The 26152-nt window shown below is 46.7% G+C and carries 27 protein-coding genes and 2 pseudogenes; 25 read left to right on the forward strand and 4 right to left on the reverse strand.

Annotated elements, in window-relative coordinates; all coding sequences use genetic code 11:
* Window positions 1-47: 47 nt before the first annotated feature.
* From ACXAFR_RS03755 to ACXAFR_RS03765, 3 genes are all read right to left on the reverse strand, one after another.
* Window positions 48-2399, reverse strand: coding sequence for a glycoside hydrolase family 3 N-terminal domain-containing protein (locus ACXAFR_RS03755; protein WP_475172111.1), 2352 nt, complete (start codon window positions 2397-2399; stop codon window positions 48-50).
* Window positions 2400-2635: 236 nt separating this feature from the next.
* Window positions 2636-4729, reverse strand: coding sequence for a TonB-dependent siderophore receptor (locus ACXAFR_RS03760; RefSeq protein WP_475172113.1), 2094 nt, complete (start codon window positions 4727-4729; stop codon window positions 2636-2638).
* A 134-nt stretch (window positions 4730-4863) separates the two neighbouring features.
* Window positions 4864-5760: a LysR family transcriptional regulator gene (locus tag ACXAFR_RS03765; protein ID WP_475172115.1), complete on the reverse strand. Its 897-nt coding sequence runs from the start codon at window positions 5758-5760 to the stop codon at window positions 4864-4866.
* Window positions 5761-5858: 98 nt separating this feature from the next.
* Here ACXAFR_RS03765 and ACXAFR_RS03770 point away from each other — a divergent pair, with 98 nt between their 5' ends.
* The 7 genes and pseudogenes from ACXAFR_RS03770 to ACXAFR_RS03800 all read left to right on the forward strand — a co-directional run bounded on the left by ACXAFR_RS03770 (window position 5859) and on the right by ACXAFR_RS03800 (window position 12608).
* Complete coding sequence (locus ACXAFR_RS03770) at window positions 5859-6824, forward strand: NmrA family NAD(P)-binding protein (protein ID WP_475172116.1); 966 nt, start codon at window positions 5859-5861, stop codon at window positions 6822-6824.
* Window positions 6825-7648: 824 nt separating this feature from the next.
* Entirely contained in the window at window positions 7649-8197 is a 549-nt protein-coding gene (locus ACXAFR_RS03775) for a GIY-YIG nuclease family protein (RefSeq protein WP_475172117.1), read from the forward strand.
* Between the two features lie 140 nt (window positions 8198-8337).
* On the forward strand, window positions 8338-10161 hold the full coding sequence (locus tag ACXAFR_RS03780; RefSeq protein ID WP_475172120.1) for an ATP-binding protein: 1824 nt from the start codon (window positions 8338-8340) through the stop codon (window positions 10159-10161).
* A 189-nt stretch (window positions 10162-10350) separates the two neighbouring features.
* Window positions 10351-10968: pseudogene (locus ACXAFR_RS03785) on the forward strand (transposase); the annotation flags it as partial.
* 251 nt (window positions 10969-11219) lie between these two features.
* Complete coding sequence (locus ACXAFR_RS03790) at window positions 11220-11549, forward strand: hypothetical protein (protein ID WP_475172122.1); 330 nt, start codon at window positions 11220-11222, stop codon at window positions 11547-11549.
* 108 nt (window positions 11550-11657) lie between these two features.
* Window positions 11658-11807: pseudogene (locus ACXAFR_RS03795) on the forward strand (helix-turn-helix domain-containing protein); the annotation flags it as partial.
* A gap of 438 nt (window positions 11808-12245) precedes the next feature.
* Window positions 12246-12608: a hypothetical protein gene (locus ACXAFR_RS03800; RefSeq protein ID WP_475172124.1), complete on the forward strand. Its 363-nt coding sequence runs from the start codon at window positions 12246-12248 to the stop codon at window positions 12606-12608.
* A 257-nt stretch (window positions 12609-12865) separates the two neighbouring features.
* Here ACXAFR_RS03800 and ACXAFR_RS03805 read toward each other — a convergent pair whose 3' ends face one another.
* Entirely contained in the window at window positions 12866-13780 is a 915-nt protein-coding gene (locus tag ACXAFR_RS03805; RefSeq protein WP_475172126.1) for an alpha/beta fold hydrolase, read from the reverse strand.
* Between the two features lie 317 nt (window positions 13781-14097).
* On the opposite strand from ACXAFR_RS03805, the gene ACXAFR_RS03810 reads away from it, so the two are divergent.
* From ACXAFR_RS03810 to ACXAFR_RS03895, 18 genes are all read left to right on the forward strand, one after another.
* Window positions 14098-14646 (forward strand): hypothetical protein, encoded by a 549-nt coding sequence (locus tag ACXAFR_RS03810; RefSeq protein ID WP_475172127.1) that lies wholly within the window; start codon window positions 14098-14100, stop codon window positions 14644-14646.
* A gap of 344 nt (window positions 14647-14990) precedes the next feature.
* The gene (locus ACXAFR_RS03815; protein ID WP_475172129.1) at window positions 14991-15782 is read left to right on the forward strand and encodes an ATP-grasp domain-containing protein; all 792 of its coding nucleotides are present in this window, start codon (window positions 14991-14993) and stop codon (window positions 15780-15782) included.
* A gap of 52 nt (window positions 15783-15834) precedes the next feature.
* On the forward strand, window positions 15835-16305 hold the full coding sequence (locus ACXAFR_RS03820; RefSeq protein WP_475172131.1) for a thiol-disulfide oxidoreductase DCC family protein: 471 nt from the start codon (window positions 15835-15837) through the stop codon (window positions 16303-16305).
* On the forward strand, window positions 16292-16699 hold the full coding sequence (locus ACXAFR_RS03825) for a DoxX-like family protein (RefSeq protein WP_475172134.1): 408 nt from the start codon (window positions 16292-16294) through the stop codon (window positions 16697-16699). The genes ACXAFR_RS03820 and ACXAFR_RS03825 overlap by 14 nt, the downstream gene beginning before the upstream one ends.
* Complete coding sequence (locus ACXAFR_RS03830; protein ID WP_475172136.1) at window positions 16699-17178, forward strand: GNAT family N-acetyltransferase; 480 nt, start codon at window positions 16699-16701, stop codon at window positions 17176-17178. The genes ACXAFR_RS03825 and ACXAFR_RS03830 overlap by 1 nt, the downstream gene beginning before the upstream one ends.
* Window positions 17179-17368: 190 nt before the next feature.
* Window positions 17369-17818 (forward strand): SRPBCC domain-containing protein, encoded by a 450-nt coding sequence (locus tag ACXAFR_RS03835; protein WP_475172137.1) that lies wholly within the window; start codon window positions 17369-17371, stop codon window positions 17816-17818.
* Between the two features lie 19 nt (window positions 17819-17837).
* Window positions 17838-18299, forward strand: a complete 462-nt coding sequence (locus tag ACXAFR_RS03840; protein WP_475172139.1) for a VOC family protein — start codon at window positions 17838-17840, stop codon at window positions 18297-18299.
* A 74-nt stretch (window positions 18300-18373) separates the two neighbouring features.
* The gene (locus tag ACXAFR_RS03845; RefSeq protein ID WP_475172141.1) at window positions 18374-18757 is read left to right on the forward strand and encodes a VOC family protein; all 384 of its coding nucleotides are present in this window, start codon (window positions 18374-18376) and stop codon (window positions 18755-18757) included.
* 113 nt (window positions 18758-18870) lie between these two features.
* A complete protein-coding gene (locus tag ACXAFR_RS03850) occupies window positions 18871-19749 on the forward strand; it encodes an AraC family transcriptional regulator (RefSeq protein ID WP_475172143.1) in 879 nt (292 codons plus the stop codon).
* A gap of 91 nt (window positions 19750-19840) precedes the next feature.
* Window positions 19841-21085, forward strand: coding sequence for an RNA polymerase sigma factor (locus ACXAFR_RS03855; RefSeq protein WP_475172146.1), 1245 nt, complete (start codon window positions 19841-19843; stop codon window positions 21083-21085).
* Window positions 21086-21187: 102 nt separating this feature from the next.
* A complete protein-coding gene (locus ACXAFR_RS03860) occupies window positions 21188-21607 on the forward strand; it encodes a VOC family protein (protein ID WP_475172148.1) in 420 nt (139 codons plus the stop codon).
* Window positions 21608-21691: 84 nt separating this feature from the next.
* Window positions 21692-22060 carry a YciI family protein gene (locus tag ACXAFR_RS03865; RefSeq protein WP_475172150.1) on the forward strand — a complete coding sequence of 123 codons (369 nt, stop codon included), beginning with the start codon at window positions 21692-21694 and terminating at the stop codon, window positions 22058-22060.
* A 319-nt stretch (window positions 22061-22379) separates the two neighbouring features.
* Window positions 22380-22847, forward strand: coding sequence for an SPFH domain-containing protein (locus ACXAFR_RS03870; RefSeq protein ID WP_475172152.1), 468 nt, complete (start codon window positions 22380-22382; stop codon window positions 22845-22847).
* A gap of 48 nt (window positions 22848-22895) precedes the next feature.
* Window positions 22896-24065: an AAA family ATPase gene (locus ACXAFR_RS03875; protein ID WP_475172154.1), complete on the forward strand. Its 1170-nt coding sequence runs from the start codon at window positions 22896-22898 to the stop codon at window positions 24063-24065.
* A gap of 78 nt (window positions 24066-24143) precedes the next feature.
* Window positions 24144-24467 (forward strand): low molecular weight protein tyrosine phosphatase family protein, encoded by a 324-nt coding sequence (locus ACXAFR_RS03880; protein WP_475172156.1) that lies wholly within the window; start codon window positions 24144-24146, stop codon window positions 24465-24467.
* A gap of 174 nt (window positions 24468-24641) precedes the next feature.
* Window positions 24642-24947: an NIPSNAP family protein gene (locus ACXAFR_RS03885; RefSeq protein WP_475172158.1), complete on the forward strand. Its 306-nt coding sequence runs from the start codon at window positions 24642-24644 to the stop codon at window positions 24945-24947.
* 79 nt (window positions 24948-25026) lie between these two features.
* A complete protein-coding gene (locus tag ACXAFR_RS03890) occupies window positions 25027-25500 on the forward strand; it encodes an N-acetyltransferase family protein (protein WP_475172160.1) in 474 nt (157 codons plus the stop codon).
* Window positions 25501-25570: 70 nt separating this feature from the next.
* Entirely contained in the window at window positions 25571-26065 is a 495-nt protein-coding gene (locus ACXAFR_RS03895) for a hypothetical protein (protein ID WP_475172164.1), read from the forward strand.
* Window positions 26066-26152 lie beyond the last annotated feature (87 nt).

Raw genomic sequence — 26152 nt, forward strand, 5'->3', positions numbered from 1 at the left:
GAGCTCTAGGGTGAACTTAAGATTCACCCTAGAGAATTCTTCACCGTTTAAGGATGAATGATCTGAAACTCAGTGGTTGGTGGGAGCGGTGTTAAAGAGGGAGATAGAGCCGTATGCTGTTTGATGGTCATATCAGTCTTCCAAATACGGTCGCGAGAAGACGTCGACAGATTGATCGTGTACTTTCCGGCCTCCAGTAGCCATTGATGGCGTTCGGTATAAAACGACGCTAGCTCCTCGTTTGAAAATTCTAGAGATACCGTTTCGCTCTCGCCTGGTTTTAATTTCCCGGTTTTTCCATAGGCAATTAACGAATGCTCAGGTTTGGCAATTTTTCCCGCAGGTGGTGCGGCATAGACTTGTAAAACTTGCTTACCAGCCGAGTCGCCCGTATTTGTTACGGTGACGGAAACTTGGTAGCCATCAGCGCTCTGTTTCAGTGTGGGCGTTTTATAACTGAAATCAGTATAGGAAAGTCCAAAGCCGAAAGGGAAGGAGACTGGCTGTTTAAACGTATCGAAATAGCGGTAGCCAACGTAGATGCCTTCGATATATTGAAGCTGTGATTTTTGTCCGTTCGGAAGCCCGCCCAAGTAAGGGTTTTGAATAATCGCCGGATCTAAAACCTCACCGGGAAAAGTCTTCGCCGATGGCAGTTGTTCATAGCGATTTGGAAAGGTCACCGCCAGCTTGCCTGAAGGATTAACCTTTCCGGTCAGAACATCGACCACCGCGTTACCCGCTTCTTGCCCGCCTTGCCACGGAAGAACGATGGCATCAACCTTGTTTTTCCTCGAGGCTGTATCGATAACGTTGCCAATGTTCAATATTACAACGACTTTTTTTCCCTGTTGATGGAAGGCTTCACTAACCGTATCGATAAGCTGATGTTCGGTTGGGTTTAAGTAAAATCCGCCCTCCAGTTGTCTGTCTTGAAACTCTCCAGATTTACGACCAAGGGTAATGATCGCGAGGTCTTCGCTCTTAGCCAGTGACGCTGCATGTTCGGTTGTGATGGGCATTTCTGCGATGGGTGCGACATACTGAAAGAAGTGTGTTTTCTTGGGGAGCTTTTTGGTCTCTTCTTCGATATAAGCGCTATATTGTTGCTGTAGCGCTTGGTCTACCCCCAAGTCATTGTTTTTGAGTGCTTCTACCAGAGACACCGTATAGGCTTCATTCACGTCTCCGCTGCCGGTGCCGCCGGAAATAAAGTTGTAGGATGTATTGCCAAATACCGCGACGCGGCTTTTCGCATTTAGAGGTAAAGTCGCTTTCGTATTTTTGAGAAGAATCACACCTTCTGCGGCCACACGTCGAGCCACTTGGGCATTGTCTGTCAGGTTTGGCGTATTGGAATAGGCGTAGCCGTTATTAGAGGGGGACTTCAAAATGGTTTCTAAAATGGGCAATAGGTTTTTGTCCAGGTCGGCCTCTGTGAGACGACCTTCTGCCAATCCCTCAGCGATTTCCTCATGATTTTTCGGTTGCCCCGGCATAATCAGGTCGTTACCTGCTTGCAGTTGCGCAACGGAATCGTCGCCAGACAACCAGTCTGACATGACCAATCCATCAAACCCCCATTCATTGCGCAGAATTTCGTTGAGCAATACGGGATCTTGCGACGTGTAGGTTCCATTGAGCTTGTTATAGGAGGTCATAACCGCCCAAGGCTGGCTTTTTTGCAGGGCAATCCGAAAGCCTTTTAAATAGATTTCCCGTAAGGCTTGCTCGTCCACTTCTGCAGTCAGAACCATACGGCTGGTTTCCACATTGTTGGCCGCAAAGTGTTTTAAGGTTGCGCCCACGCCTTCACGTTGAATACCGTTGACGATGGCGGCTGCCATATCACCGCTGAGTAGTGGGTCTTCTGAAAAGTACTCATAGTTACGACCTGCAAGGGGGTTTAACTGAATATTCAGTGCAGGGCCGAGCAAGATATCGGCGCCGTATTCTTTTACTTCATTCCCCATAGCCTGACCCACCTCGCTGACCAGTGCAGGGTTCCACGTAGATGCCAGCGCGGTGGCGATAGGGAAGGCAGTCGCATAGTAGGTTGCATCATCGCCCTCACGAGTGGGGTTGATGCGCACACCGGCCGGGCCGTCGGTCAGCTCAACAGGGGCTATTCCCAGCTCTGGAATGGCATAGGTCGCACCGGCCGCACCGGGAATTTTTTGAGAGCCGCCCATGGCATTGGAAAAACCCGTTCCCAATACGAGCTTTGATTTTTGCTCAATGGAAAGCTGTTCAAGCAAGTTTTGTGCGCGGGTGGCTAAGGGGAGGTCGGTATCTTTATAAATGGGGGCGGTGTCGGAAAGCTTGTCTGCCAGGAGGTGTGGCGGTGACAGATAGCTGAGGACGACACAGGACGCCGATACGGCTAGGTGCAACTTCATGGGGCATACTCTTGTAAAAATGGGCTTATTCCAAGAGTGTACGGGCTAGGATTAGGTCGCTCATTGATAATTGCTAAGGAAACCCTGAAAAATGACTAGCGCTGTCATCGCCGGGTTAACGTGCTTTCAAAATACGTGTTGACGTGAGTTATCCTGACGTGATCCCACGGTTTTCATAACGGTCTGTAAATTGCCCCAGTGTATTTGCTGGGGCTAAGATCAAGCAATTACAGTGGCTATAGTTTCCACTTAACGCTGGCGGTGAAGTTTCTGGGGGCGCCATAGTAGGATTGTTCGTACATGATACTGCTCAGGTATTTTTCGTCGAAAATATTGTTCGCATTGGCGGAGAGCGAAAGGTTTTCCGTCAATTGGTAATTGGCATAAGCGCCGACGATTGCATAGGCGTCCTGACGAAGAACTCCCGCCCCTGTGTCGTTATAGATATCATCCTGCCAGCGTGTTGACACACCCAGTTCCAGCTTCGGTTCGAATTCTGGGGTCCACTCTGCAAGCAGTTTTAACGAGTTGCGTGGAATGTGTGTGCGGGTATCGTCGCCATTGGGATCTTCCAGCTCCATCCAGGTATAGCCGGCAGAAACTTTCAGTGAGTCAGTCACCTGTCCGCCAACTTCCAGCTCGATACCGGTGGATTCGACGGAAATGCCCTGATAAATCGACCAAGTGAAGTTTTCCGTATAGTACATAAACTCACCCAGGTTATCCTGTTCCGATTTAAACAGGGCTACGCTGGTTATCAGTCTGCTGTCATACCAGGAATTTTTCATCCCCATTTCATAGCTGCTGCCTTCTGCGGAACCTAACGGCTGCAAATTTTCGTTGAGATAGTATTGCGGGTTGTCGAGTTCACTGTAACTGGCATAGAGGTTCGTGTTGGGGAAAAGTGCCCAAGTAAAACCGATGTAAGGGTTGGTAGAGTCTTCATCGGAATCCGTACTAACCCCCCAGCTCACCCCGCGATTTTCATAGTCCAAGGCGTTAAAGCCCAGAATTAAGCGCAAACTGTCAGAGAGGGATAACCTGAGTGCGCCATACAGCCGGTTGAGTTGCATATCGCCTTCACCCGCCAAGCTGGGGGCATCCCAAGTCGGCCTTGCGACTTCATTAGCGCTCCAGCCGGGGAAAGCCGGCATATTTTGGAAGCCTGCTTGTGCGATCCATTCATAATCCTCGCTGTCCTTGTCGGCCAGGCTCACTCCGAGAGACGCTTCGTGAGTCAGCCCAAACAGCTCGAAAGATCCGGCGAGGCGCGCTTCCCACTGGTGAATGTCATAGTCGGTGCTGAATTTTCCAGGATTACTCAGAATGCCAAGCCCGGTATTCGGATCAATCCCCGTTTCTGTGTAGACATAGAAGGCTTCTTCGTGATCTTCCGAATGGGTGTAGTTGTAGCTTGCTGTCAGGCGCCAATCGTTAGTGAGATCAACATTGACCTCGACAAAGGCGTTGTCTGTCAGAACATCCCAGTAGGTCCAATCCATACTGACCGTCGTTGATTCATCAACGTCCATTTGGTCGCCGTTGGCGTCCAGCAGTGGCAGGGCGCCCCAAAGGACGCCGTTGGAGCGGTTATCCAGGCGTGATGCGCCCGCTGTAAGGGTGATGCGATCTGTCAGCTGACCATCGATCACGCCATAGTAGAGTTGGCGTTCGTTTTCGTAGAGGTCCAACCAGGAGTCTTTTTTCTCTGCCGCGATGACGGCTCTCGCCGCCCAGCTTCCGGATTCGGTGAGAGGCGTGCTGGCATCCAGCTCCAGGCGTTGTTTATCCCAGGATCCCCCGGTGACCTGAACACTTGCCTGAAGGTTGTTGGTTGGGCGTTTGCGCACATAATTGATGGTGCCGGAGGGATTGCCGAACCCTGTAATCAAACCGTTGGCCCCACGGATGACTTCGGTTTTTTCATACATGGCGGTATCGATTGCGCCCTCGACCAGCTCGCCAAAGGGCACACCAACACCGTCAACGTTCATGGTGGTGATATCAAAGCCACGAGCGTTGTAATAGGTGCGATCCGTTTCTGTTTCTTCCACATTCACGCCGGTGACAAATTCCAGCATGGTGTTAACGTCGTCCAGGCCAAAGTTTTCAATAGTGCTGGCCTCCAGCACCGATACCGATTGCGGCGTATCAAACAGTGACAGGTTCATTCCGGTAGCACCGCGACTGGTGCGGTTTTCGCGGATACCGACGATCACCATTTCTTCGATCAGCTCTTTTTCGCTTTGTTCTGGCGTTTGCGCGCTCAGCTGTTGGCAAGAAAACAGGGTGACGGCTGCGATAGCCGAGCTTAATAGCGACTTATTCATTGTGATGATCCACAAGCAGGGACGTGAGCGGGTGTGCCGGTAGACTGGGAATCCCGGCGGATTAACATTTTGTTATGGTATTGATAGTTATTATCAATCGCAACCGGTCTTTGGTACAGATTGACACTCTGCTGTTACGTCTGATGCTCCAGTGCGCTGGCGAGTTCGGAAGCCAGGTAATCCATACAGCGTCGAATGCGCAGACTGCTGCGCAACTCCTGGTGGCTAACCAGCCAAATCGGTAGGGAAGGCACAGAAAATTCCGTTTCCAGCCGGTGAAGCTCAGGCCGCTTTGAGGCCACCGCATCCATACAAAAACCAATGCCAGCGCCCGCTTTGATCAACTCCAGATAAACCAGCTGATTGTCGGTTCGAAAGCCAAAGTTCTTGCGCTCGCAGGGAATGCCCAGGGCGCTCATCCCCCGTAGGATGCTGTCATCTCGGTCGAAACCAATCAGTGTGTGGTCTAGCAAATCTGTCGCTTCGTGGGGAATTGAAGGGTGTTTCTTTAGGTAAGCATCACTGGCGTAGACCCCAAAACTCAGGTCCCCCAAGCGGCGTGCAATAAGCGACGATTGCTGTGGACGGTAAAGGCGGATGGCGATGTCGGCATCTCTTGCCAGCAGATTGTCGCTGGCATTATTGGCGACGAGCTCGATATCGATCGCCGGTTCCAAGTGGCGCAGACGGGTAAGAATGGGGGGTAGTAACCAGGTGGCGACCACTTCACTGGCGCTGATGCGCACGGTGCCTGATGGGTTGTCGTCATAACCGGCCGCTCTGAGCGTAAATTCTTCAGCGCCTTTGGCAACGCGTCGAGCGTCTTGGAGCAGTTCTTGCCCGGCATCGCTGAGTATCATGCCTACGCGGCCACGGGTAAAGAGTGTGAGTCCTAACTGGGCTTCCAATTCATTAATATGCCGACCAATTGTGGGCTGGCTCAGCGCCAGCTGGTTCGAAGCCATGGTGAGAGAGCCTGTCTCTGCCACGGCGAGAAAGGTGCGGATGAGGTTCCAATCGATGCTATTCATATATGAATAGATTAAGGTTAATTTTTGGTCTATTCAATACACCCATGAATTCGATAAAGTTCCATCGTTATTCACTTTTTTTAATCAAAGGCATTAACGTGAAAACAATAGCAGTGCTCGGTGCTAACGGCCGCCTCGCCAATCAAGTGGTTCATGTGTTTCACCAACGTGGTTATAAGGTGGTCGCGGTAACGCGGGATGCCATTTTGCGCAACGCGCCCGATGGCGTAAAAGTGCGAGCCGTTGACGCCAAAAGGCGGGAATGTCTTATCACCGCATGTGCCGGAGCGGATGTCATCTTTAACGGCTTAAACCCCCGTTATGATCGCTGGGCAAACGAAGCCTTACCTCTGGCAGAAAACGTGATTGCTGCGGCCAAGGCCCATGGTGCGCTGCATCTTTTTCCGGGCAACGTTTACAACTACGGCAGCAACATTCCAACCGTTTGTACCGAATCAACGCCTTTCGAGCCCGATCACGGTAAAGCGCGGGTTCGCGTCGCCGTAGAGCAATTGTTCGAACGGGAAGCCGAAGCGTCTGGTGTGAAAACCTTAATACTGCGTGCTGGCGATTTTTATGGCGGCACGGGCGTGGGTGCCTGGTTTGATCTCTTCCTGGCGAGGGATGTGCGGCGCGATCGGTTTCAATACCCCGGCAATCCCAACATTGATCACCCTTGGGCTTATGTTCCTGACCTCGCCTGTGCGTTTGCCGATTTGGCCGAGGTTGCCAATGACTGCGGCCTATTTGAACAGTTTCTGTTTGAAGGCCATTGCCTGGCGGGTAAGGATTTTCGCGCATTGATGGAAGACGCTTGCGGGTACCCACTGAAGATAAGAAAAACCAATTGGAACATGTTGCGCCTAATGGGCGTTGCCGTGCCGGTTCTGCGTGAAGTGTGCGAGATGCGCTATCTATGGGATAGGCCCCACCGGCTCGATGGGCGTCGACTCAAAGAGTATTTGCCCAACCTACAAAATACATCCCCAGCGGAAGCCGTTCGTGAGGCGTGGAGAGACTACGAAGCGACCCTGCAGGAAAGCGAAAAGCCGCGCTGTGCTTGAACGTGAACGATAATTGTCGTCAGTTCAATTACATTTTTGTTTATCGATGATTAGTAGTCGTGCGTTCTGCGCGGCTGCTGTTTTTATGCGATCTCTTCAGAGAGATACAATACGCCCAATTCAATAGACTTAAGTCTGTATTGCACGACTTGCTTGAAGATGTGTAAATAGATTTTCGATTTCTAAGTAGGTTTTTCTGCAAGGCAAAAAATGAAACGCGCGACGTTTACGCATAATAATTAAAGCGAACTACGCGACCTTTCATCGCGCAAAAGAAACATAATAGATAGAACTTAGACAGCCTGATGGTGATTTTGCACAGAAATCATTATTTTGGCGTTTATAGTTGTACGTCGCTGTCATCCATATTATCTTTTCTATCTGGTCCAACCTCATCGCATTTGATCTTTTTTCAATATTGCTGTCGCCTTCTATTGCCTCGCTAATTGCAATTAGAAAATCGGATTGCTCTAATTATGCGACGTTATGACAGATATTGAGCGGTTAATCTTGTAGGATTTAGAGTTGATGCACCCTACGTTTACAAAATCGTGTTTGTAATTCCTTAAAAATGTAATGCTGATTGATTTTTTGGTAATTTTTTAAAGATACTGAAAATCAGATATTTATTGCGCTAAGCGAAATTAGTGCGCATGACAATTATGGTAACTGGGCATGCATGATATATCAGATAAGCCGGCGTGCTTGGCTGAAGGCCTCTAGGAATTGTTTGATATTCAAAGGGTTAAACCGTTAGGGAAAGAAAAAAAATGCGAGCTTGCCTCGTATTGTAATGTTAACCAAGTTTGAGGAACCCATCTCTGATGTTATTTGATGTGCTCGCTGATAAAGCAAAAAAATCTTTAGAGAAGCTTGCCTCGGATGTGGCCTGTATTTCACCAGATGATGTAAAAACATGGGATAATTGTACATCTTGCCTTGATGAGAGCGGTGAGACACCGAAGTTAATTAGAGAAATAAAGGATTGGGCAGTAGGAAGTGTCGCATTTATTTATGTCGTTTCTGCTAAAGAAATAGATGATGAAACTACTATTGAGCTTGCGAGATCGTTTGCCGATGCTAAGGCAGCAGAAAAAGGAAAGCGAGCGTATGCGAGGTTAAACGAACCATCACATCATATTTACGTGGGCAGCTCCGCTAAACTACACCAGAGAATCAAAGAACACTTAGGTTACGGTGCCAAAGCAACATATTCATTGCAGCTCGCCGCTTGGGCTCAGCCGCACAAAGTTGACCTAACGATATGTTGCGCAAAATATCCTGATAATACAGATCAGAATGTGCTTCAAGCATTGGAAGACGCGCTATGGTCTGATTTGCAGCCAATGTTTGGCAGACAGGGTGCAAGATAATAATTAACAATGGCATGCATGGGAAGTCAACTACGTTCCGCCAATTGTGGTGCGCTACGTGCACTTTACCACAATTGGCTCTACTCAGTTGGCTCACATGATGCCGGCGTTAGAAGGCCAAACCCTTAAAAGGAACTTTCATGAAGCTTGTATCTATAGAAATCGAAAATATACGCTGCTACAAAGAGCGCGTTCAGGTTCAGATTGATGATCTTACTACTTTTATTGGCAAAAACGACATAGGTAAGTCTACGGTCTTAGAAGCATTAGAGATCTTCTTCAATAATGATGCTGTAAAGATTAGCCAAGATGATGCAAACATATCCAATGAGAACAAAGTGGTATGTATCACCTGTGAGTTCACTAATCTTCCAGACAGAATAATCCTTGATAGTGGGTATGAAACTACGCTAGGAAATGAATTTTTATTGACGCCTGAGTCAACTTTGAAAATCAAAAAGGTCTTTGATTGTGGAAAGAAAACACCAAGTTGTGATGTTTTAATTATTGCTCACCATCCTACAGCCGCTGGTGTGAACAATTTACTAGATCTTAAAGAAAAAGATCTTCAAAAAATAATAAAAAATCAGGGTATTGATAGTGCGCTTAAAGGCAATCCTCTAATGCGAAAGGCTATATGGGATAATGCTGAAAACTTGGAGCTTAAAGAAATAGAAATACCAGTAACAAAGCCCAAGGAGGATAGTAAAAGGATATGGGAACAACTTGATAGGTATTTGCCTCTGTTTGCTCTGTTTCAAAGTGACAGAAGCAGTAAAGATTCAGATGGAGAGGTCCAAGATCCTATGAGGGCTGCTGTTGCGACAGCAATAGCGGAAGTAAAGGATGATATCGATCGGATTCAGAAAAGAGTAAAAGCAAGGACGGAAGAGATTGCCAATAACACTCATAAAGCACTTGAAACCATAGATGAAACTCTTGCATCAGAACTTGTGCCTGACTTTATTCCTCCGACTCCTGCGAAATGGACTGGCCTATTTTCCGTAAGCCTTAGTACAGATGGAATACCATTAAATAAACGTGGAAGCGGTGTGCGCCGATTGGTTTTAGTTAGTTTCTTTAAAGCTGAAGCAGAACGGCTTCTCACTCAAGGCAGCAAAAAAGGAATTATATTCGCTGTGGAGGAACCTGAAACCGCGCAACACCCCAACAATCAAAAGATACTTCAACAAGCATTTTCGGATCTTGCGAGTGAAGATAATTGTCAGGTAATACTCACAACTCATAGCCCTGGTTTTGCGAGCGATCTTCCAATAGAAGGTATTCGTTTCGTTACACGAGATGGTGATGAAAAACCTTGTATTGAAAGTGGTAAAGATGTACTCGAAAAAGTTGCAGCAGCTTTGGGTGTAACGCCAGATAGCCGAGTTAAATTAATTTGCTGTGTTGAAGGCCCAACAGACGTCAAAGCGTTAAAAGCGCTAAGCCGTGCATTACACTTGGAAGATAATTCGATTCCTGATTTAACTAATGATGATAGAGTCGCTTTCGTTGTTCTTGGTGGTGGTAATTTAAAACACTGGGTGAACGATCATTATTTGAAAGGTTTTGGACGACCTGAATTTCACATCTACGATGCTGATGTGTCTAGCTATGTTGGTGTAATTGAACAGGTTAATGCACGTGGTGATGGTTCAATTGGTTTTATTACACAAAAACACGAAATCGAGAGTTACCTACACTCGGATGTAATAAAAGCGGCTTTTGATGTGGATGTTGTTGTAACAGATCACCCTAATGAAGATGGAAAAGCAACGCCTAAGGTTTTCGCAGAGGTATATTCAGTTGCACAGGGATATGATGGAGTCATGAAAGACAATAATGCCAAAATACGTCTTGCTGAAAGAGCTTTTCCACTTATGACTGCGGATATGATTCATGAAAGGGACCCTAGCGGAGAAGTGAAAGCGTGGTTCGCAACCATGGCTGGTTTTCTAAACTAGTGCTGCGGATTATAACAAGCAAAGGCAGCATCGCCCTTCGGGCTGGATGCGCTAACGTGGGGAGCTGCTTTGGGCGTCGAAACTGTATAAAAACTCCAAAAAACAAGCGGCTTTTCGCTAAAATTGAAAGTTGCTACAGGGAGTTTCAGGACGTCAAACTTCAATAAACACAGTTACAACCAAGACACGATGATTGTCATTGACTTTGAAGAGCAGATTTGCCAAAGAACCTCTGGATTTGTTCTCTATCATCTCATTAAAGAGGAGCTCGACCTCTCTGCCTTTTACGACAAATATAAAAACAATAGGGGCGGGCGGTCGGCCTATGACCCCGCGATTCTTCTAAAGATCATTCTCTTTGCCTACTACAACGGTGTTCGATCCAGTCGAGACATCGAATGGATATGCCAAAACAACATCCTATTTAAGGCGTTGTCGTGTGATACGGCACAGCACTTTACCAGCATCGCTAATTTTATCAGCGGGCATCCTGAAGCCATCGAAGACATTTTTACGCAGATATTGATGGTCTGCGATGAGCAAGGGTTGCTAGGCCATGAGCTCATTGCTATCGATATATGTAAGATACGTTCCAATGCCGCGAAGGAACATTCCGGCACCTTGGAAGAATTGACGCACAAGCGGGACAAGATTCAACGTCAAATCAAAGCGTGTATGAAGGAACATCAGAAGCTGGATCGTCGTCGCAAGGGCGAGCGGGAGCGCAAAGATCAACTCGAACAATCCCTAGCGACACTCGACAAACATTTTCATAAGATCGATCAATTCCTAAAGACAGCCGCCCCTGACAGGTTTTTGCTCCTGCAAAACCTGCATTTCGGTATTGAGAGGTTTCGCAGCCATGGCATGTCTAGTGGAGGCATTAGCCCTGAGTTTTGGGTAAACAATGGCATTCCACTTTTAGTAGATCGTCATGCAAAGTCATAATAAGCCCAAGCAACATCAGTCGCTGCGCTCCTTGGGCAGCCTTGTTGACGGCGTTAGGTGTTCCCCCTCATACTTATCAGCCACTTTCTCAAAGAGGGATGGAGAATTTGATGAAGAAAAAACTACTTATAGCAACGTTCTCAGTTCTTGCGGCGGGGCCTTTCACTGCAGCTATTGCTGATGATTATGTAAAAGGTTACACGCGGTCTGATGGAACGTATGTTCAAGGATACTACCGGAGTAAGCCGGATTCAGTTAGATACAATAACAAGAATTCACAAAGCAATGGGGGTAGCCAAAGAGACGAAAACAGTTCCGGATTGGGAGCCACAAACAAGAAGAACTCAAGCTACAACTATCGCGACAATGATAACGACGGCGTGAGGAACCGTTATGACAAAACCCCAGAACAAAAATGCTCAGGGTACTATTGCAAGTAAATAAATGTAGAAGTTCAGACCAGATCTGACACATCATCTTGAAAAAGAGAGAGTTACCCGTTTTGATAAAGGTGTCGAATCTTTAACTCAAAATAAAAGGTAACTCTCATGATTCATACTAACAATCCCATCATCAAACACAAAGCCGGTTTGTTGAATTTAGCTGAAGAGCTGGGCAATGTGTCCAAAGCCTGTAAGGTTATGGGCGTATCGCGCGACACTTTCTATCGGTATCAAGAGCTGGTTGAAGATGGCGGTCACTTTTGGCTCATATTTATACCTCTTGGTTCAATTTTAGGCGTTGTTCAACTCAAAAGACTTAGCCGCTAGTTGTTTAAGACGTGAATAAAAGCACCATTTGTTCCGTTGTGTCAGACAGAGAAATGGAGATGGAAGCGAAAAATATCATATTCTTAGTGATTATCGTATGCGTCACGGCCTTTGCGCTAGCACGTGCCTATAGGCTAAGGAATATCTTCTGCCCTGAATGTGGCGACCGCATGGTATTGCATAGCTTAGAGGATCCAATGGGAATGAACGCAACTAAGAAAATCACTTTTTCATTGTATCTAGGTCCGAGAAAATATAAAGAGGAATGGCGCTGTGAATCCTGCAATCATCGAATACAGCAGCAGTATTGGGGCAGTTAATTAAGTGCACTGTTAGAAAAACGCTTACTCCAATGACGTTATAAATATGAAATACGCGATTGATTATTTTGAAATTGAGTTGATAAGCCCCGAAGAGCTTCTGGTATACCGGTATGGCAAATCGAAAGGGTCGAAATACAAATACACAATTAAGGAAAAAAATTGGTTTGATTCGATTATTTCATCTGATTCTGGTGCAATATATCCTAGTTTGGCTCTTACCAAGTATGGAGGTCTAGTTCGCCAAAAGATCATATTTCGTAGCGTCGAAAAAGGATGCATAAAATTTGGCTATTTGGGGGGTATTTTGCCGTTCGCCTTTGGCTATAAATCGCCTTACTATGCAACAAAGACAACGGTAGATGCATTGCTTGATGCTGTACGAAAAATGCACAGTAAAGTGTCGTAGCCGCTAACCTAAGACTATATCCTCGGGCAATTTTTTAGTAAGGAATTCAGCCTACTCTCCTGAGATACTTAAAAGTTTTACTCTCATTCTTGAAGATTTAGAGGTTTGGGGCGGCCAATCCATTAAATGAATATGCCAAAAGAATTTCGCTCGGGAGAAATATGATATTTTGTAGATTAAAAGTCACCGGAACTTCTGCTTTGGTCGTTCTCAAAATAAAGCCAGCGGCCTCGCTGGCATTATTTTGAGTGATTCGATTAATTCTCTTTCAGAAACTTTAATAAATCTTGATTTAATCTTTGCTTATGGGTGTCAGTCAAGCCGTGTGGTGCGCCTTCATAGATAATAAAGGTCGAGTTTTTCACAATTCTCGCCGCCTCAGCGCCAGCCGTTCCGATCGGTACGATTTGGTCGTCATCGCCATGAATGATCAGCGTCGGCACGTCAAATTTTTCCAAGTCCGGGCGTAGATCTGTTGCAGAAAATGCTTCGATTGAATCGTAAGTATTTTTTGCGCCACCCATCATTCCTTGGCTCCAAAATGATTGAATCATACCTTCAGATGGTTGCGCTCCTTCACGATTGAAGCCGAAAAAAGGCCCGGATGCGATGTCGAGATAAAGCTGTGACCGATCCCTATTTGATTCCGCACGCAATTTTTCAAAGACCTCTAATGGGACGCCGTTAGGGTTGTTTTCACTTTTCAGCATTAATGGTGTCACTGAGCTAATAAGAGCTACGCGTTTAACATTTTTCGTCCCGTGTCTGCCAATAAAGCGTGCCACTTCGCCTCCGCCGGTTGAAAAGCCTACTAGCGTAACGTCTTTCAGTTTTAAAGCTTTTATAACTGCATAAAGATCATCGGCATAGTGGTCCATATCGTTTCCTTCCCAGGGCTGGCTAGAGCGGCCATGACCGCGACGGTCGTGAGCGACCACTCGGTAGCCTTGTCCCGCCAAAAACTGCATCTGAGATTCCCAGCTATCTGAATTGAGTGGCCAACCATGGCTGAACGTAACAACCTCACCATCTTTTGGCCCCCAATCTTTATAATAAATCTCAACGTTATCTTTTGTCGTGATGGTGCTCGCGGTACGTTCGTAACCGCCAGCATGTACAGCTGCCGCCGCTAAGCTCATGATCCCTATCGTTAAACGAATTAAGTTTTTCATATTGAATACCTCAAAAAGTAGTTTCGTGAATTTATTCACATGTCTCTGTTTGACAGGAGCATTCTATTCAACAGGTAAAACTTAATTGCTACAGTTGATCTGTAAAACATTGCAGATCGTATTTTTGACCAGTAGATATAGCGCGTTTCATTTCGTTTGGCTTTTTTACTTTCTCAGAGGCTCACCGAGTCGTTTCTGCAAACGTAGAGGGCGCTTGATGGTATTCACCTCGTTGCACCTGGCTGCAGTAACGTGAGTGTTCTAGGATTACAATTGAGATGATGTATAACTTACTAAGTTGCATATTGTAGAAATCAATGAAAGTGAGCCCAGAAGTCAGCTATCACTATAAGCGATCTCGAAAACAGCAAGCCTATTTGTTTGTCGGTATGGGGATATTTTGTTGGGTGTATGTGGTCGCTATGATCATTTATGAAATTCACGCAGGGCAAAGCTTACCAACGAGTTTTCGCCTCAGCGCGTTAATTGGCTTTCCTATTACTAGTGCTGTTCTTTGGCTGGTGGCTCTATGGCATTTCAAGAATCCTGCTGTCTATGAGCTGACGATTACAATAGAAAAAATCACTGTGGTATATCCTGATTCAGAGCAGTGGTCATTTAGTGTTAAATTGCAGGATATAAAGCGATTTGAAAGTCGGCAATCAATCGGGCCTGGTGGTAAGGGAATTTGTAAGACTGGTATTTTGTTGAAGAGCGGTGACTTCTTTGAAATATGCATGAATTATCGAGTAAATATTCGAAAGGTATATCACGTAATACGTGCAATGTATCCGGAGATAACGTTTCCCAGCAAAGTTAACATTAAGGCATCGGGTTTAGGTATTTCAAAAGAATATACTGAATAGTTTTCTTAAAGAGCACCGGCCTAGAATATGAGTAGCGATAAATGGCGTGCAACAGGGGATAGTATGTGTGCGACGGTTCTTCCTCAAAAAAGCAATCCTCCAAAAGAGTTTTGCCTGAATATAAAAGGGCATGTTTATGGAGAGCCTTGGGGTGATCCAAACACAAAAAATGGTGAACTAACAAGGGTCTTACTAAAGGGACACCCTAAATTATAAATTTCAGGAGCGTGATTGACATTTAGAATGATTATAGAGACCTGCTCAAGACGATAAATGAAGCAAAAGCGCAATCATTATATTCTAGGATTCCTCCCATTTATTTGAGCAATAAAAGACGCGATGTTATGAGAATTCTTTTTCCATTTAATCCTCTGGATAAGTCTCTAGCAGACGGCCCCTTTGAAAAAGAGTGTGAAGTCTTTGATTCGATGGGCGTAGCCTGCTCGTTGTTTGATTACGACTCGTTGGCATTTGATGACTTTACGCCGATGCCTCCTATTCAACGGGGTGAAAAGGTGCTTTATCGTGGATGGATGCTGACACCCGTTTTATACGAAACCTTAGTGTCATATGTTGAGCGGTGCGGTGGGGATATGGTTACCTCGCCGTCTCAATTTGTTTCATCGCATCATCTGCCGGGTTGGTATCAAAGCTGTAAAGACTATACACCTGAGACAATCTTTGTCCACGCAGGCGAGGATGTAATAGCTCGTGCCAGAGAGATTGGTTGGAATAGGTATTTTGTTAAGGATTACGTGAAATCAAACTATAGTGATAGAGGTTCGATCGCTGAGTCGCCGGATGAGGTGGCAGAGATTGTTGAGCTGATCAAGGAACATCGCGGCGACATTGAAGGTGGAATAGCGCTTCGTCGTTGTGAACAATATGTTGCTGATACAGAAAAACGGTATTTCGTGTTTAGTGGCAAGGTGTATTCGCCGGATAAGGTCACTCCGGATTTAGTTCGTAGGATCTCCGAGATTCACAGCGCACCGTTTTATTCCGTTGATGTCATTGAGCGAACTGATGGAGTCGTCAGGTTGGTGGAAATTGGCGATGGGCAAGTGTCCGATTTAAAATCATGGGCAGTAGAACCGTTCTGCGAAATGATTTCTGAGAATGCCCAAGTTCCCTAGGGGATGGCGGTGACATGATTCTATCCTGTGTTTAGCAATTGAATGTCCGTTTATGAGTACTCTACAGAAATCAAAAAATTCGCCAAGTACTGATACGCGACCGCCCGGTATAGAAGCGTCTGACAAGGTCATTCTCTTTGATGGCGTTTGCAAGCTCTGCAATGCGTGGAGTCAGTTTATTATCCAACATGACCGGCGTCATATTTTTAAATTGTGTAGTGTGCAATCCGAAGAAGGTCAGAGGATTTTGCATTTCTTTGGGTTCTCGACAGACTTCTTTGACACGATGCTTTATGTCGAAGGTGCTAAGTGCTTTCAAAGAAGTGATGCCTTTTTTGAAGTGATGTCTCAATTAGGTTTTCCCTGGATAGTCATTGGGGTATTTCGTTTTCTTCCGAAAGCGCTACGCGATTGGCTGTATGACCGTATCGCGCTTAATCGATACCGGCTGTTTGGAAAATACGACTATTGCATGCTGCCATCTCCTGACCATGAGGCACGGTTTTTAGATGCGGGAAAATAAGCTCATTCATATTTCATTGGTTTCTAGGCTATTGTTGGGGTTTTTATTTATCTATCACGGTCTTGTACCCAAAATATTGTGGCTAAGCCCGGTCGAGATTCATCTGGTTTCCGCAAGTGGGCTTGGTATTCCTGCGGCCGTTGCCTCGCCATTGGCAGGTGTTGGTGAGATTATTTTAGGGATCGTTATTATCGTGTTTAGAAGGAGAATGTTACCTGTATTTTTGGCCGCTGGAGCGTTGGTCGTGTTGCTTATTTATGTGGCAGTGGTCACTCCGGAATATTTAGTGGGCGCATTTAACCCGGTTTCGACCAACGCACTTGGATTGGGGCTTTGTTATATAATTTGGTCTGCGCATTCAGGTGAGATCATTCATAAAGGCTCCGAGAAATAATGCTCAGCTTTCGCCCACTTTTGTCTAGCGATCAGTCCAATCTTTGGCGCTGGCTTCATATTGCCCTTTGGGATCCTCCTCCGGCGGGGTTGCGCCCATTAGAAATATTGCAGGACCCTGGCGTTCGGGTGTATGCCGAAAATTGGGGGCGAGAGTCCGATGTTGGCATTGTTGCCCAAGTGTCAGGATGCGATGCCGGCGCCTGCTGGATGCGAATGCTGCCAGACAACATCGGTCTAGCCTATGTGGATGAAGAGACGCCGCAACTGGGTATCGCATTGGAACCTGAGTACCAGCGCAAGGGCTTTGGTAAGCCTTTAATGCTCGAAGCGCTTTCTGCCGCGGCAAAGGCTGGCTACAAGCAGGTCTCTCTGACGGTTCATCCAGAAAATGGCGCCAGATATATGTATGAACAGTGCGGGTTCAAGTACGCTGGTCTACGGGGCACTTACCACCTTATGGTTGCGAGTGTGGCGTAAATATCAACAAGTACTCGAGGCCGTCTGAAAGAGTCCTTTGGGGAGCCAGCTGGAGTTAACGTTATTTAATCTGCAATAGGTGTCGAATACGGCTTTTCTTAATCGACTATTGCACAGGACCGATTCTAACATTTGAAGATCTCGGTGCCTTTACTTGAGTTTTCTCCATACATTTATTAGGTCACGCTAAATGGAATCAGCAGAGCTTAAAGACGGCGTTTTTCGCGCAGAACGCGACATTCCCGATACCCCGGACAATATTTTCCGCGCATTTTCTGATGCAAATCGAATCGTTAAGTGGTGGGGGCCAAAAGACGTTACGAACACCTTTCACGAATTCGACTTTTCTACTGGCGGCCGGTGGACATTCACAATGCATGGCCCGGATGGGAGAGATTACCCCAATCGAGCGGTTTTTATTGAGTTGGTCGAATCCCAGAAATTGGTGATTTCGCATACCTCAGCGCCTCGTTTCACGCTTACCGTATCGTTAAAGCCAACGGAAGTCGGTACTACTCAGCTTACCTGGCTGCAAAGATTTGAAAACGAAAAAGTTGCAGAATCCATTCGTCATATTGCTGCGCCGGGTAACGAGCAAAATCTAGATCGGCTTGAGATGCTCTTACGGGGTGAGCTATAACCGGAAAAGGGCTGTTTTGATGAATAAAGTGACACCTTTCCTCATGTTTAATGATCAGTTAGAAGCCGCAATCGCCTTCTATACGAGCACATTCCCCGATTCCGACATCAAGAATATTGCCCGAAAAGGAGAGCATGGACCGGTCACCTCGGCAGAATTTGTCGTTGGAGGTCAATCTTTTATGGGGTTTAACGGCGGCCCCTACTTCACATTCTCCGAAGGGATTTCACTCTTTGTCGCGTGTGATGATCAGAAAGAGGTGGATGACTACTGGAATAAGCTGGTCAACGCTGGGGCCACTCCGTCACAATGCGGGTGGATTACGGATCCGTTTGGCATATCGTGGCAAATTGTTCCTAAACGATTTATGGAACTCATCGCCAACGAGGATTCTAAAAAAGTGCAGTCCGTGATGGCAGCAATGATGAAGATGGTCAAGTTCGACGTTGCGGCTTTGGAGAGGGCTTACGAAGACGCCTAGTATACGATGGCTTGGGGAAAAAACGTTTCACCGTACGGTATAAAAGAATATCAACGTTAAAGAGGAGCGGAATAATGACTCATTACTCTCGGCTATGCGCCATTTTGATTGACTGTAAAACCGATGATGTTAACCAAGCAGCGGAATTTTGGTCTGCTGCGTTGGGACGCCCCATTGATCAAGAACATCCGAGCACTCGTGACCAATATTGTATGCTAGAGACGCCATCTGACGAGCCGATTGTCGAAGTTCAAGCGGTGCAGCACGAAAGTCGCGTTCATCTCGATATAGAGACGGACAATATTCCTGCAGAAGTTGCTCGCCTTGAGGCGTTGGGGGCAACCTGCGTTCAACGTCTTGAACGGTGGGTTGTGATGCAAGCGCCGACAGGACAACGCTTTTGCGTGGTTCGAGTTCAGCGACCAGGGTACCCAAAGAATGCCAATCGCTGGGGTTAGGACTGGTATGGGCTTGATGTCCAATAACAATGGACGGGTACAAAGAGCAATTTCGGTCAAGATTATCTTTGTGAGCAATATTACGATGGCCTTGCTGAGGGGGCCATTTTTCTATGTCGAAGTATGAGCATCGTTTTGTTCAGGTGGTTCGTTTTATCGAGTCTAATTTGGAAGTAAATTTTGATATTGATGAACTTTGCCAACTTGCCCATCTATCTAAGTATCATTTTCATAGACAATGTTCAGCATTTTTTGGGATGTCCGTTCTGTCACTTGTACGATTGTTAAGACTCAAGCGCGCGGCATATCAGCTGGCTTACAGGCAGGACGAGAAAATTATTGATATTGCTTTGGCAAATGGCTACGAAAGTCATGAAGCCTTTTCTCGAGCATTTAAACGGTATTTTTCAAAAAGTCCATCGGAATTTCGGAAAACGGTTGATTGGACTCCTTGGTATAGAAACTATGAATCGATAGTAACGCTAAGGACTAAAATCATGAATGAAAAAAACCGCTATGATGTGAAAATTGTCGATTTTTCCGAGACACTTATTGCTGTCATGGAACACCGAGGGTCACCAAAAGCTCTCGGTAAAACGATACAGAGGTTCATTGAATGGAGAAAGCGAAGCCATCTTCCCCCAAGTATTTCTAGGACTTTTAATTTGGTATACGATGATATTAATTCCACCCCTGAAGAAGACTACAGATTTGATTTAGGCTGTTCCATCGAACATGCTATTGAGAAGAATGATTTCGGTATTGTTAATAAAGTGATACCAGAGGGATTATGTGCTGTCGTTAGGCATGTCGGTAGTAATGACTCCATCGGTAGTGTGGTGAATTATCTTTACACGCATTGGCTATTGAACAACGATTACGAGCTTCGTGACTTTCCCATATTTTTTGAGAAGGTTAGTTTTTTTCCTGAGGTGCCTGAATGCGAAATGATAACAGATGTCTATTTACCGCTTAGAAGGAATACAGAGTAAACTCGGCAGACCCTGTGCGTTTGTCGGCAAGCATTGCAGACGTTTGGCATTGGTATCGTATGTTTGAGTTTATCAAATAGTCGATTGAATTATGGACTCAACCCTTCTTGAGGCACGAATCGCCGCGATTTATCAGAATGAATCGCGACGGGTGCTCGCCACCTTAATTCGGCTTTTACACGGGAACTTCGATCTTGCTGAAGATGCGCTTCAGGATGCATTTACCGCGGCGCTCGCACAATGGCAGCATGATGGAGTCCCTGGGAATCCGCGTGCATGGCTAGTTACAACCGGTCGCTTTAAGGCGATTGATCGGCTGCGCAAACGCGCGCGCCAAGATCACCATCTAGAGATGCTGGCCGCCACTCTGGAAAGCGAATCATACACAGTGCCTTTCGATGCAGACGCAACGATAGAGGATGATCAACTAAGGTTGATCTTTACTTGCTGCCATCCATGTTTAGCCGCAGAAGCCAGAGTGGCGTTAACGCTGAGGGAGGTCTGTGGTCTGACCACCGAAGCGATTGCCGCGGCTTTTCTGATTCCCGTACCGACTTTGGCTCAGAGGATTGTCCGGGCTAAGAATAAAATTCGTGATGCGGGTATTCCCTATGAAGTTCCAGAGGCGGATTCACAGACTGAACGTTTGGGCGCTGTGCTGTCGGTCGTGTATCTGGTGTTCAATGAGGGCTATTCCGCATCCAGCGGGTTGCAACTGACGCAAGGGGATCTGTCGTCGGAGGCGATTCGTTTACAGCGATTGCTTGTGGGCTTACTGCCAAGACCTGAGGTCTTAGGATTGCTCGCTCTTATGTTGCTACACGACGCTCGGAGAGGTGGGCGTGCTTGTGCGAATGGGGACTTGATCCCTCTTGAAGAGCAAGATCGATCCCTCTGGGATCAATCTCAAATTCGTGAGGGGTGTGACTTGGTGGTGAAAGCCCTAAGCGCAGGATTTCCTGGTGTATATACCCTGCAAGCGGCCATTGCAGCGATTCATGCTGAAGCACCATCGGCAAAAGACACGGACTGGTCTGAAATCACGGGCCTTTATGATGTGCTACTGCGGTTGAATCCCTCCCCGGTGGTCGCGCTTAACCGTGCAGTCGCTCTTGCTATGCGCGACGGACCCGAAGCGGGTTTGCGCGCGATTGATACGCTCATGACTCATAAAGAGATGCAGAGATACCACTTACTACACGCCGCACGGGCGGATCTTTACCGCCGCCTTAATCGACGTGACGAGGCAATTCAATGCTACCAACAAGCGTTGGACTTGGTTCAGCAGGAACCTGAGCGGCGCTTTTTACAGCAGCGCATGCTGTCGCTTCAATAAAAGTAAAAAAACCATAAACGCCTGTCGAAATCTTCCATTGGGCCACGACTGTCATATGAAACTGCCTTTTTTCGTCAATGATATTCAAGGAAATACAGACCTATGACCAAGTCGATCTTTGTTAATTTACCCGTTTCTAATCTCGACGCTGCAATGACCTTCTATGAGGCATTAGGTTTTGAAAATAACCCACAATTTACCGATGAGACAGTCGCTTGTATGGTCTGGAGTGATGCGATCAGCGTTATGCTGCTCACTCATGAAAAATGGCGACAATTTACTGACCGCCGACTCCCTGAGTCTGACGTGAGTGAGGTAATGCTCGCTCTGTCGCTAGACAGCCGCGATGCCGTTGATGCTATGAACGCAGCTGCAGCAAGCCACGGCGGTCGTACAGATATTAGCCTGGTGCAAGATTACGGGTGGATGTACAGTAAATCTTTGTCCGACCCTGATGGCCACATTTGGGAGCCGTGCTGGATGGATCTGGAGGCTTTCCTTGCGGCAAAAGAGGCGTCTTAAGTCGTTTGTTCAAGGTTTGATTTCAACGTCTCTAGCGGAACAGCAACTTCGTTTACCGAAGCATTCTCATCCAGGAGGATCAATATGAAATATCTTTGTCTTGTCTACTACGATGAAAAGAAAATGCAGCAGCTTTCGCAACAGGAGTGGGATAGCTTAAATCAGGAGTGTATCGGTTGCGTTGAAGACCTGAAGGCGAGCGGCCATTATCTCGATGGTGCGCCGTTATTATCCACTGAAACGGCAACCACACTGCGTATGCGTGACAATACGCCGCTGGTGACTGACGGCCCTTTTGCCGAGACAAAAGAGCAGCTAGCGGGCTTTTATCGGCTGGAAGCGCGGGATATGAACGAGGCAATTCGATTGGCAGAAAAGATTCCGCCCGCCCGCTTTGGCTGTATCGAAATTCGGCCTGTGCGTGAATTGATGGAGAGACAGAATAGCCGTTAATCCCTCTGCTTGATTTTTTTACCCCAATACATTTGTGGGGGCTGGCGTAGAGCTAAGTTTGCTGAGAGCTACCTGATATCCAATTCCCGTCGCGAACGCCAAGTCCCTCTTTTTTAATGCCAACCGATAGCCTCTTTTGTTCTTCCTTTATCTATAAACTCGGTTTCTACTTAAATTCGATATGGCTTTACGTTTAAGCATTTTGTAACTAAGTCTATTGTGAAAGATGTACGGTGTATAGGTGACTCGTTGGGGTGATAATATAACCGGCTTTGTCGGTCGTGATGTGGCGGGCAGGTGTTACAGGTAAGAGGGATTTATGTATCAAAATAGGCAGGCAATAGCGTTAGGGTCGATGGGGTTACTCGCTCTCGTTGTTATTTTTCTCATCTTTATGGCTTTTTGGGCTTGGCCTAAATACAACGTTTATAAGCAGGAGTTAAATGGCAGGGCTTCCCTCAAGGAAGCCGAATGGTCAAAGCAAATTTTGATCGAAGAGGCTAAAGCAAAAGAGCAAGCGGCGTTAATGCAGGCAAAAGCTAAAGTTACCCTGGCTGAAGCCGAGGGAAAGGCAAAAATTGCTAGGGCTAAAGCGGAGGGGCAGGCTGATATCGAGCGAGCAAAAGCCGCCGCAGAAGCAAATCGAATTATAGGTGAATCGCTAAAGGATAATGAGGCGTACCTCAGGTACATTTGGATTAAAGGGTTGCAGGACGGTAACGGGGAGCGCATTTACATTCCAACCGAAGCGGGTTTGCCGATTTTGGAGGCCGGGAAGGCAAAGTAGCTCCGTCACTAACCTCTCTCAAAATTCTTAATTCAAAGCTGTGCTTTTATGATTAACACGATTGCCGTCGCAAATTATCGTTCGCTGTTGCATTTAATTATCCCGCTGGGGCAATTGAATGTTGTTACCGGAGCAAATGCCAGCGGCAAATCCAATTTATACAAGGCGCTACGTCTCTTGGCCGAAACCGCTCAAGGTGGCGTGGTTAACGCGTTGGCTAGAGAAGGGGGGCTTGATACGTCCTTTTGGGCTGGGCCAGAAAAACTCACAAGACGGATGAAGCGAGGCGACGTGCGTGTTGAGGGTGGCCCTCGTCATACGAGATCCCGATTGAGGCTTGGGTTTTCAGGTGATGACTTCGGCTATGCGATTTCACTCGGGCTTCCAGAACCGTCGACGTCTGCGTTTTCTCTCGATCCGCTGATTAAGCGCGAAACGATATGGGTCGGAGAGAGCTATCGTCCTGCCAGTGTGCTGGTTGATCGAGATGGAGCGCTTATAAAGGTTCGCTCCGGGCGTAAGTGGGAGGTGGTTTCGCAGCAGGCGGGTCAATTTGAGAGTCTCTTTGGTCAGTTTGCCGATCCTGTCTCTGCACCTGAGGTTGTGAACATTCGAGATGATATTCGCAATTGGCGTTTCTACGATCATTTCAGAACCGATAGTGAGGCTCCGGCCAGGCAACCTCAGTTAGGGACGAGAACTCCGGTACTTCATCACGATGGTCGTGATCTTGCTGCGGCATTGCAAACGATTATAGAAATCGGTGATGAAAACGCACTTGCGGTTGCCGTGAAGGATGCGTTTCCTGGTTCAGAATTAACGATCGCGATCAGTCATGACGGGCGATTTTCCGTGGAACTTGAGCAGCAGGGATTGCTGAGGCCACTGACAGGACAAGAGTTGTCTGACGGAACTCTCCGGTATTTGCTCTGGATTGCCGCGTTACTGACGCCAAGGCCGCCGCCATTAATGGTTTTAAATGAGCCTGAAACCAGTTTGCACCCTGATTTGCTGCCCGCTTTGGCTCGATTGATCGTTAGGGCGTCAGAATCGACACAGATTTGGGTGGTATCCCATGCGCCAGCGTTAATTGCAGAGCTATCCAACGCTGATCATGTGAATCTCATCGCGTTAGAGAAGGAGCTTGGCCAAACCAAGATTGTTGATCAGAGAATGTTTGATGAGCCGGCTTGGCATTGGCCCGATGGTGGGAAATAACGTTGCTTTCAAGGATGTCGTAAGGTGATGGCGTTATCCGGAAATCCGATTGTCTCGTTCCATGGCAAGTGTTGATTTATGAATTTATTATTCGTGTGTTCTGAGAATCGTCTGCGCAGCCCAACGGCGGAGCAGGTGTTTTCTGAGTACGATGGAATACAGGCGTTAAGTTGCGGGACAAATTCAGATTCTGAAACGCCTTTGTCAGGTGATCTCGTTGAGTGGGCGGATATTATTCTGGTTATGGAGAGGTCTCACAAGACGAAGGTCTCCAAAAAATTTAAAGCGCTACTAAAAAATAAGAAGCTGGCTTGTCTCGATATTCCCGATAATTATCAATTTATGCAGCCAGAGCTTGTACGCTTGCTAAAAGATAAAGTGCCTCGGTATGTCCGCTTGTAGTACCTGTTGATCGATGGGGCGACAGTAGCTGTGTTCATAGGATTTTGTCGTGCTATTGGGATTTGATAGAGTACGCCTCAATAGACGTTGAGTTTTTGATAACAGCGTCAGTTATACCTGCGCTCTGTAGGATCGTTAAATTCGTATTGTAAATTTTGATGGAATGCGTCGGTCATGATCACGTGTTATGTAAGATATATTATAGACCCCAAGAAAACCGAAGGCTTTGAAGAATATGCTCGGATGTGGATCCCGTTAGTCGCGAAATATGGAGGACAACATCATGGCTATTTTCTGCCGTCCGAAGGCGCTAATAATGTTGCTTTAGCCTTGTTTAGTTTCGATAGTCTAGCCGCTTATGAAAACTATCGGTCAAAGTCGCTTGAAGATCCCGAATGTCTAAAAGCCTTTGAATATGCCGACCAGGTCGATTGTATATTGAGTTACGAGCGATCTTTTTTCCGTCCGCTTTTAAAATAGCACACTGGTGTTTGTGACGAGATTGCTTTCCTTACATGTATCAAAACCGTTTATATTGGAGTCGCTCGTGCTGCAAGAAATGACAAAATCACACTTTGAGTCTTTTTGGTCGACGTTTTCCTCTGTTATTCAAGCGCAGGAAACTTATGCATTCGAACCGGATATGACGATAGAGCAAGCCTACAGCTTGTGGTGTGAAGTACCGTTGCAAACCTACGCATATCTTGAGGATGATGCCGTATTGGGTTCTTATTATTTGAAGCCCAACGCGATGGGCCCAAGTCGCCATATTTGCAATTGTGGGTATATGGTGTCGACGCAGGCGAGAGGTAAGGGGCTTGCTCGCAAGATGTGTGAGCATTCCCAGAAGGTTGCTCTTGAGTTGGGCTTTAAGGCCATGCAGTTTAACAGTGTTGTCTCGACGAATTCTGTGGCGGTTCAATTGTGGCAGAAGCTTGGCTTTGAGATTGTGGGCACGCTGCCAAAAGCCTATCAACACAAGCAGTTAGGATACGTAGACAGTTATGTCATGTATAAATGGCTGGCAGAGTAAAGTAACGTGTTAACAGACCCTAGTTGATTCAAATGCCAGGCTGGTGTCATCTCACGCGTAAGGGTATCTGATGAGTCATAATCTAACGGGTATGGTGTTGCAGGGGGAGTTGCAGAAAAGCGCAGTTTCGGCGTGGGATCTGCTCGTGGTGGATTTACCTTGGCATTTAAAACTTTGTTATATGGATCACTACTATTCTGCATATTGGCAAAAACGAACCGATACGGTGGGTCGGCTTCCTCAGAGTACAGGTCTGCCAGCTGTTTTTCCGGGAGAGCGCGTTTTGAATGCGATTGCCAAAGAGATTTCACGGCAGTCACATCCGACCTATGCGATTATTTATACCGATTACTTTGGCGGTGTGGGTGATCAATATGCCCAGATGTATCGGGGGGAAGCTCTGGTTGATTCCAGCATCCTATCGATCAACGACGCTCTCAGAGAGTTTGGTGTAACGCCAAATGAGCAGAGGGATGAATTCGACGCAGTTGAGCTCTATAAATACCGTTCCAACCCTGAGTATTTGTCAAAATATATAGCCTTGTGTGACGAGATTGGCGCCTAGGGTCTATTTTTCATAAGAATAGGGCAGTCGCATCGTCTGCTAAGGCCGTGCTTGTTGGCGTGAAACAGCGCGCTTGCATGTCGTCGT

This window comes from Pseudomaricurvus sp. ABR4_320 (assembly GCF_056159445.1).

Bases quoted from the DNA above. Each gene is read 5' to 3' on its own strand.
- ACXAFR_RS03755 (WP_475172111.1), bottom strand. From the start codon at position 2,399: ATGAAGTTGCACCTAGCCGTATCGGCGTCCTGTGTCGTCCTCAGCTAT.
- ACXAFR_RS03760 (WP_475172113.1), bottom strand. From the start codon at position 4,729: ATGAATAAGTCGCTATTAAGCTCGGCTATCGCAGCCGTCACCCTGTTT.
- ACXAFR_RS03765 (WP_475172115.1), bottom strand. From the start codon at position 5,760: ATGAATAGCATCGATTGGAACCTCATCCGCACCTTTCTCGCCGTGGCA.
- ACXAFR_RS03775 (WP_475172117.1), top strand. From the start codon at position 7,649: ATGTTATTTGATGTGCTCGCTGATAAAGCAAAAAAATCTTTAGAGAAG.
- ACXAFR_RS03780 (WP_475172120.1), top strand. From the start codon at position 8,338: ATGAAGCTTGTATCTATAGAAATCGAAAATATACGCTGCTACAAAGAG.
- ACXAFR_RS03790 (WP_475172122.1), top strand. From the start codon at position 11,220: ATGAAGAAAAAACTACTTATAGCAACGTTCTCAGTTCTTGCGGCGGGG.
- ACXAFR_RS03800 (WP_475172124.1), top strand. From the start codon at position 12,246: ATGAAATACGCGATTGATTATTTTGAAATTGAGTTGATAAGCCCCGAA.
- ACXAFR_RS03805 (WP_475172126.1), bottom strand. From the start codon at position 13,780: ATGAAAAACTTAATTCGTTTAACGATAGGGATCATGAGCTTAGCGGCG.
- ACXAFR_RS03810 (WP_475172127.1), top strand. From the start codon at position 14,098: ATGAAAGTGAGCCCAGAAGTCAGCTATCACTATAAGCGATCTCGAAAA.
- ACXAFR_RS03815 (WP_475172129.1), top strand. From the start codon at position 14,991: ATGAGAATTCTTTTTCCATTTAATCCTCTGGATAAGTCTCTAGCAGAC.
- ACXAFR_RS03820 (WP_475172131.1), top strand. From the start codon at position 15,835: ATGAGTACTCTACAGAAATCAAAAAATTCGCCAAGTACTGATACGCGA.
- ACXAFR_RS03825 (WP_475172134.1), top strand. From the start codon at position 16,292: ATGCGGGAAAATAAGCTCATTCATATTTCATTGGTTTCTAGGCTATTG.
- ACXAFR_RS03830 (WP_475172136.1), top strand. From the start codon at position 16,699: ATGCTCAGCTTTCGCCCACTTTTGTCTAGCGATCAGTCCAATCTTTGG.
- ACXAFR_RS03835 (WP_475172137.1), top strand. From the start codon at position 17,369: ATGGAATCAGCAGAGCTTAAAGACGGCGTTTTTCGCGCAGAACGCGAC.
- ACXAFR_RS03840 (WP_475172139.1), top strand. From the start codon at position 17,838: ATGAATAAAGTGACACCTTTCCTCATGTTTAATGATCAGTTAGAAGCC.
- ACXAFR_RS03845 (WP_475172141.1), top strand. From the start codon at position 18,374: ATGACTCATTACTCTCGGCTATGCGCCATTTTGATTGACTGTAAAACC.
- ACXAFR_RS03850 (WP_475172143.1), top strand. From the start codon at position 18,871: ATGTCGAAGTATGAGCATCGTTTTGTTCAGGTGGTTCGTTTTATCGAG.
- ACXAFR_RS03855 (WP_475172146.1), top strand. From the start codon at position 19,841: ATGGACTCAACCCTTCTTGAGGCACGAATCGCCGCGATTTATCAGAAT.
- ACXAFR_RS03860 (WP_475172148.1), top strand. From the start codon at position 21,188: ATGACCAAGTCGATCTTTGTTAATTTACCCGTTTCTAATCTCGACGCT.
- ACXAFR_RS03865 (WP_475172150.1), top strand. From the start codon at position 21,692: ATGAAATATCTTTGTCTTGTCTACTACGATGAAAAGAAAATGCAGCAG.
- ACXAFR_RS03870 (WP_475172152.1), top strand. From the start codon at position 22,380: ATGTATCAAAATAGGCAGGCAATAGCGTTAGGGTCGATGGGGTTACTC.
- ACXAFR_RS03875 (WP_475172154.1), top strand. From the start codon at position 22,896: ATGATTAACACGATTGCCGTCGCAAATTATCGTTCGCTGTTGCATTTA.
- ACXAFR_RS03880 (WP_475172156.1), top strand. From the start codon at position 24,144: ATGAATTTATTATTCGTGTGTTCTGAGAATCGTCTGCGCAGCCCAACG.
- ACXAFR_RS03885 (WP_475172158.1), top strand. From the start codon at position 24,642: ATGATCACGTGTTATGTAAGATATATTATAGACCCCAAGAAAACCGAA.
- ACXAFR_RS03890 (WP_475172160.1), top strand. From the start codon at position 25,027: ATGACAAAATCACACTTTGAGTCTTTTTGGTCGACGTTTTCCTCTGTT.
- ACXAFR_RS03895 (WP_475172164.1), top strand. From the start codon at position 25,571: ATGAGTCATAATCTAACGGGTATGGTGTTGCAGGGGGAGTTGCAGAAA.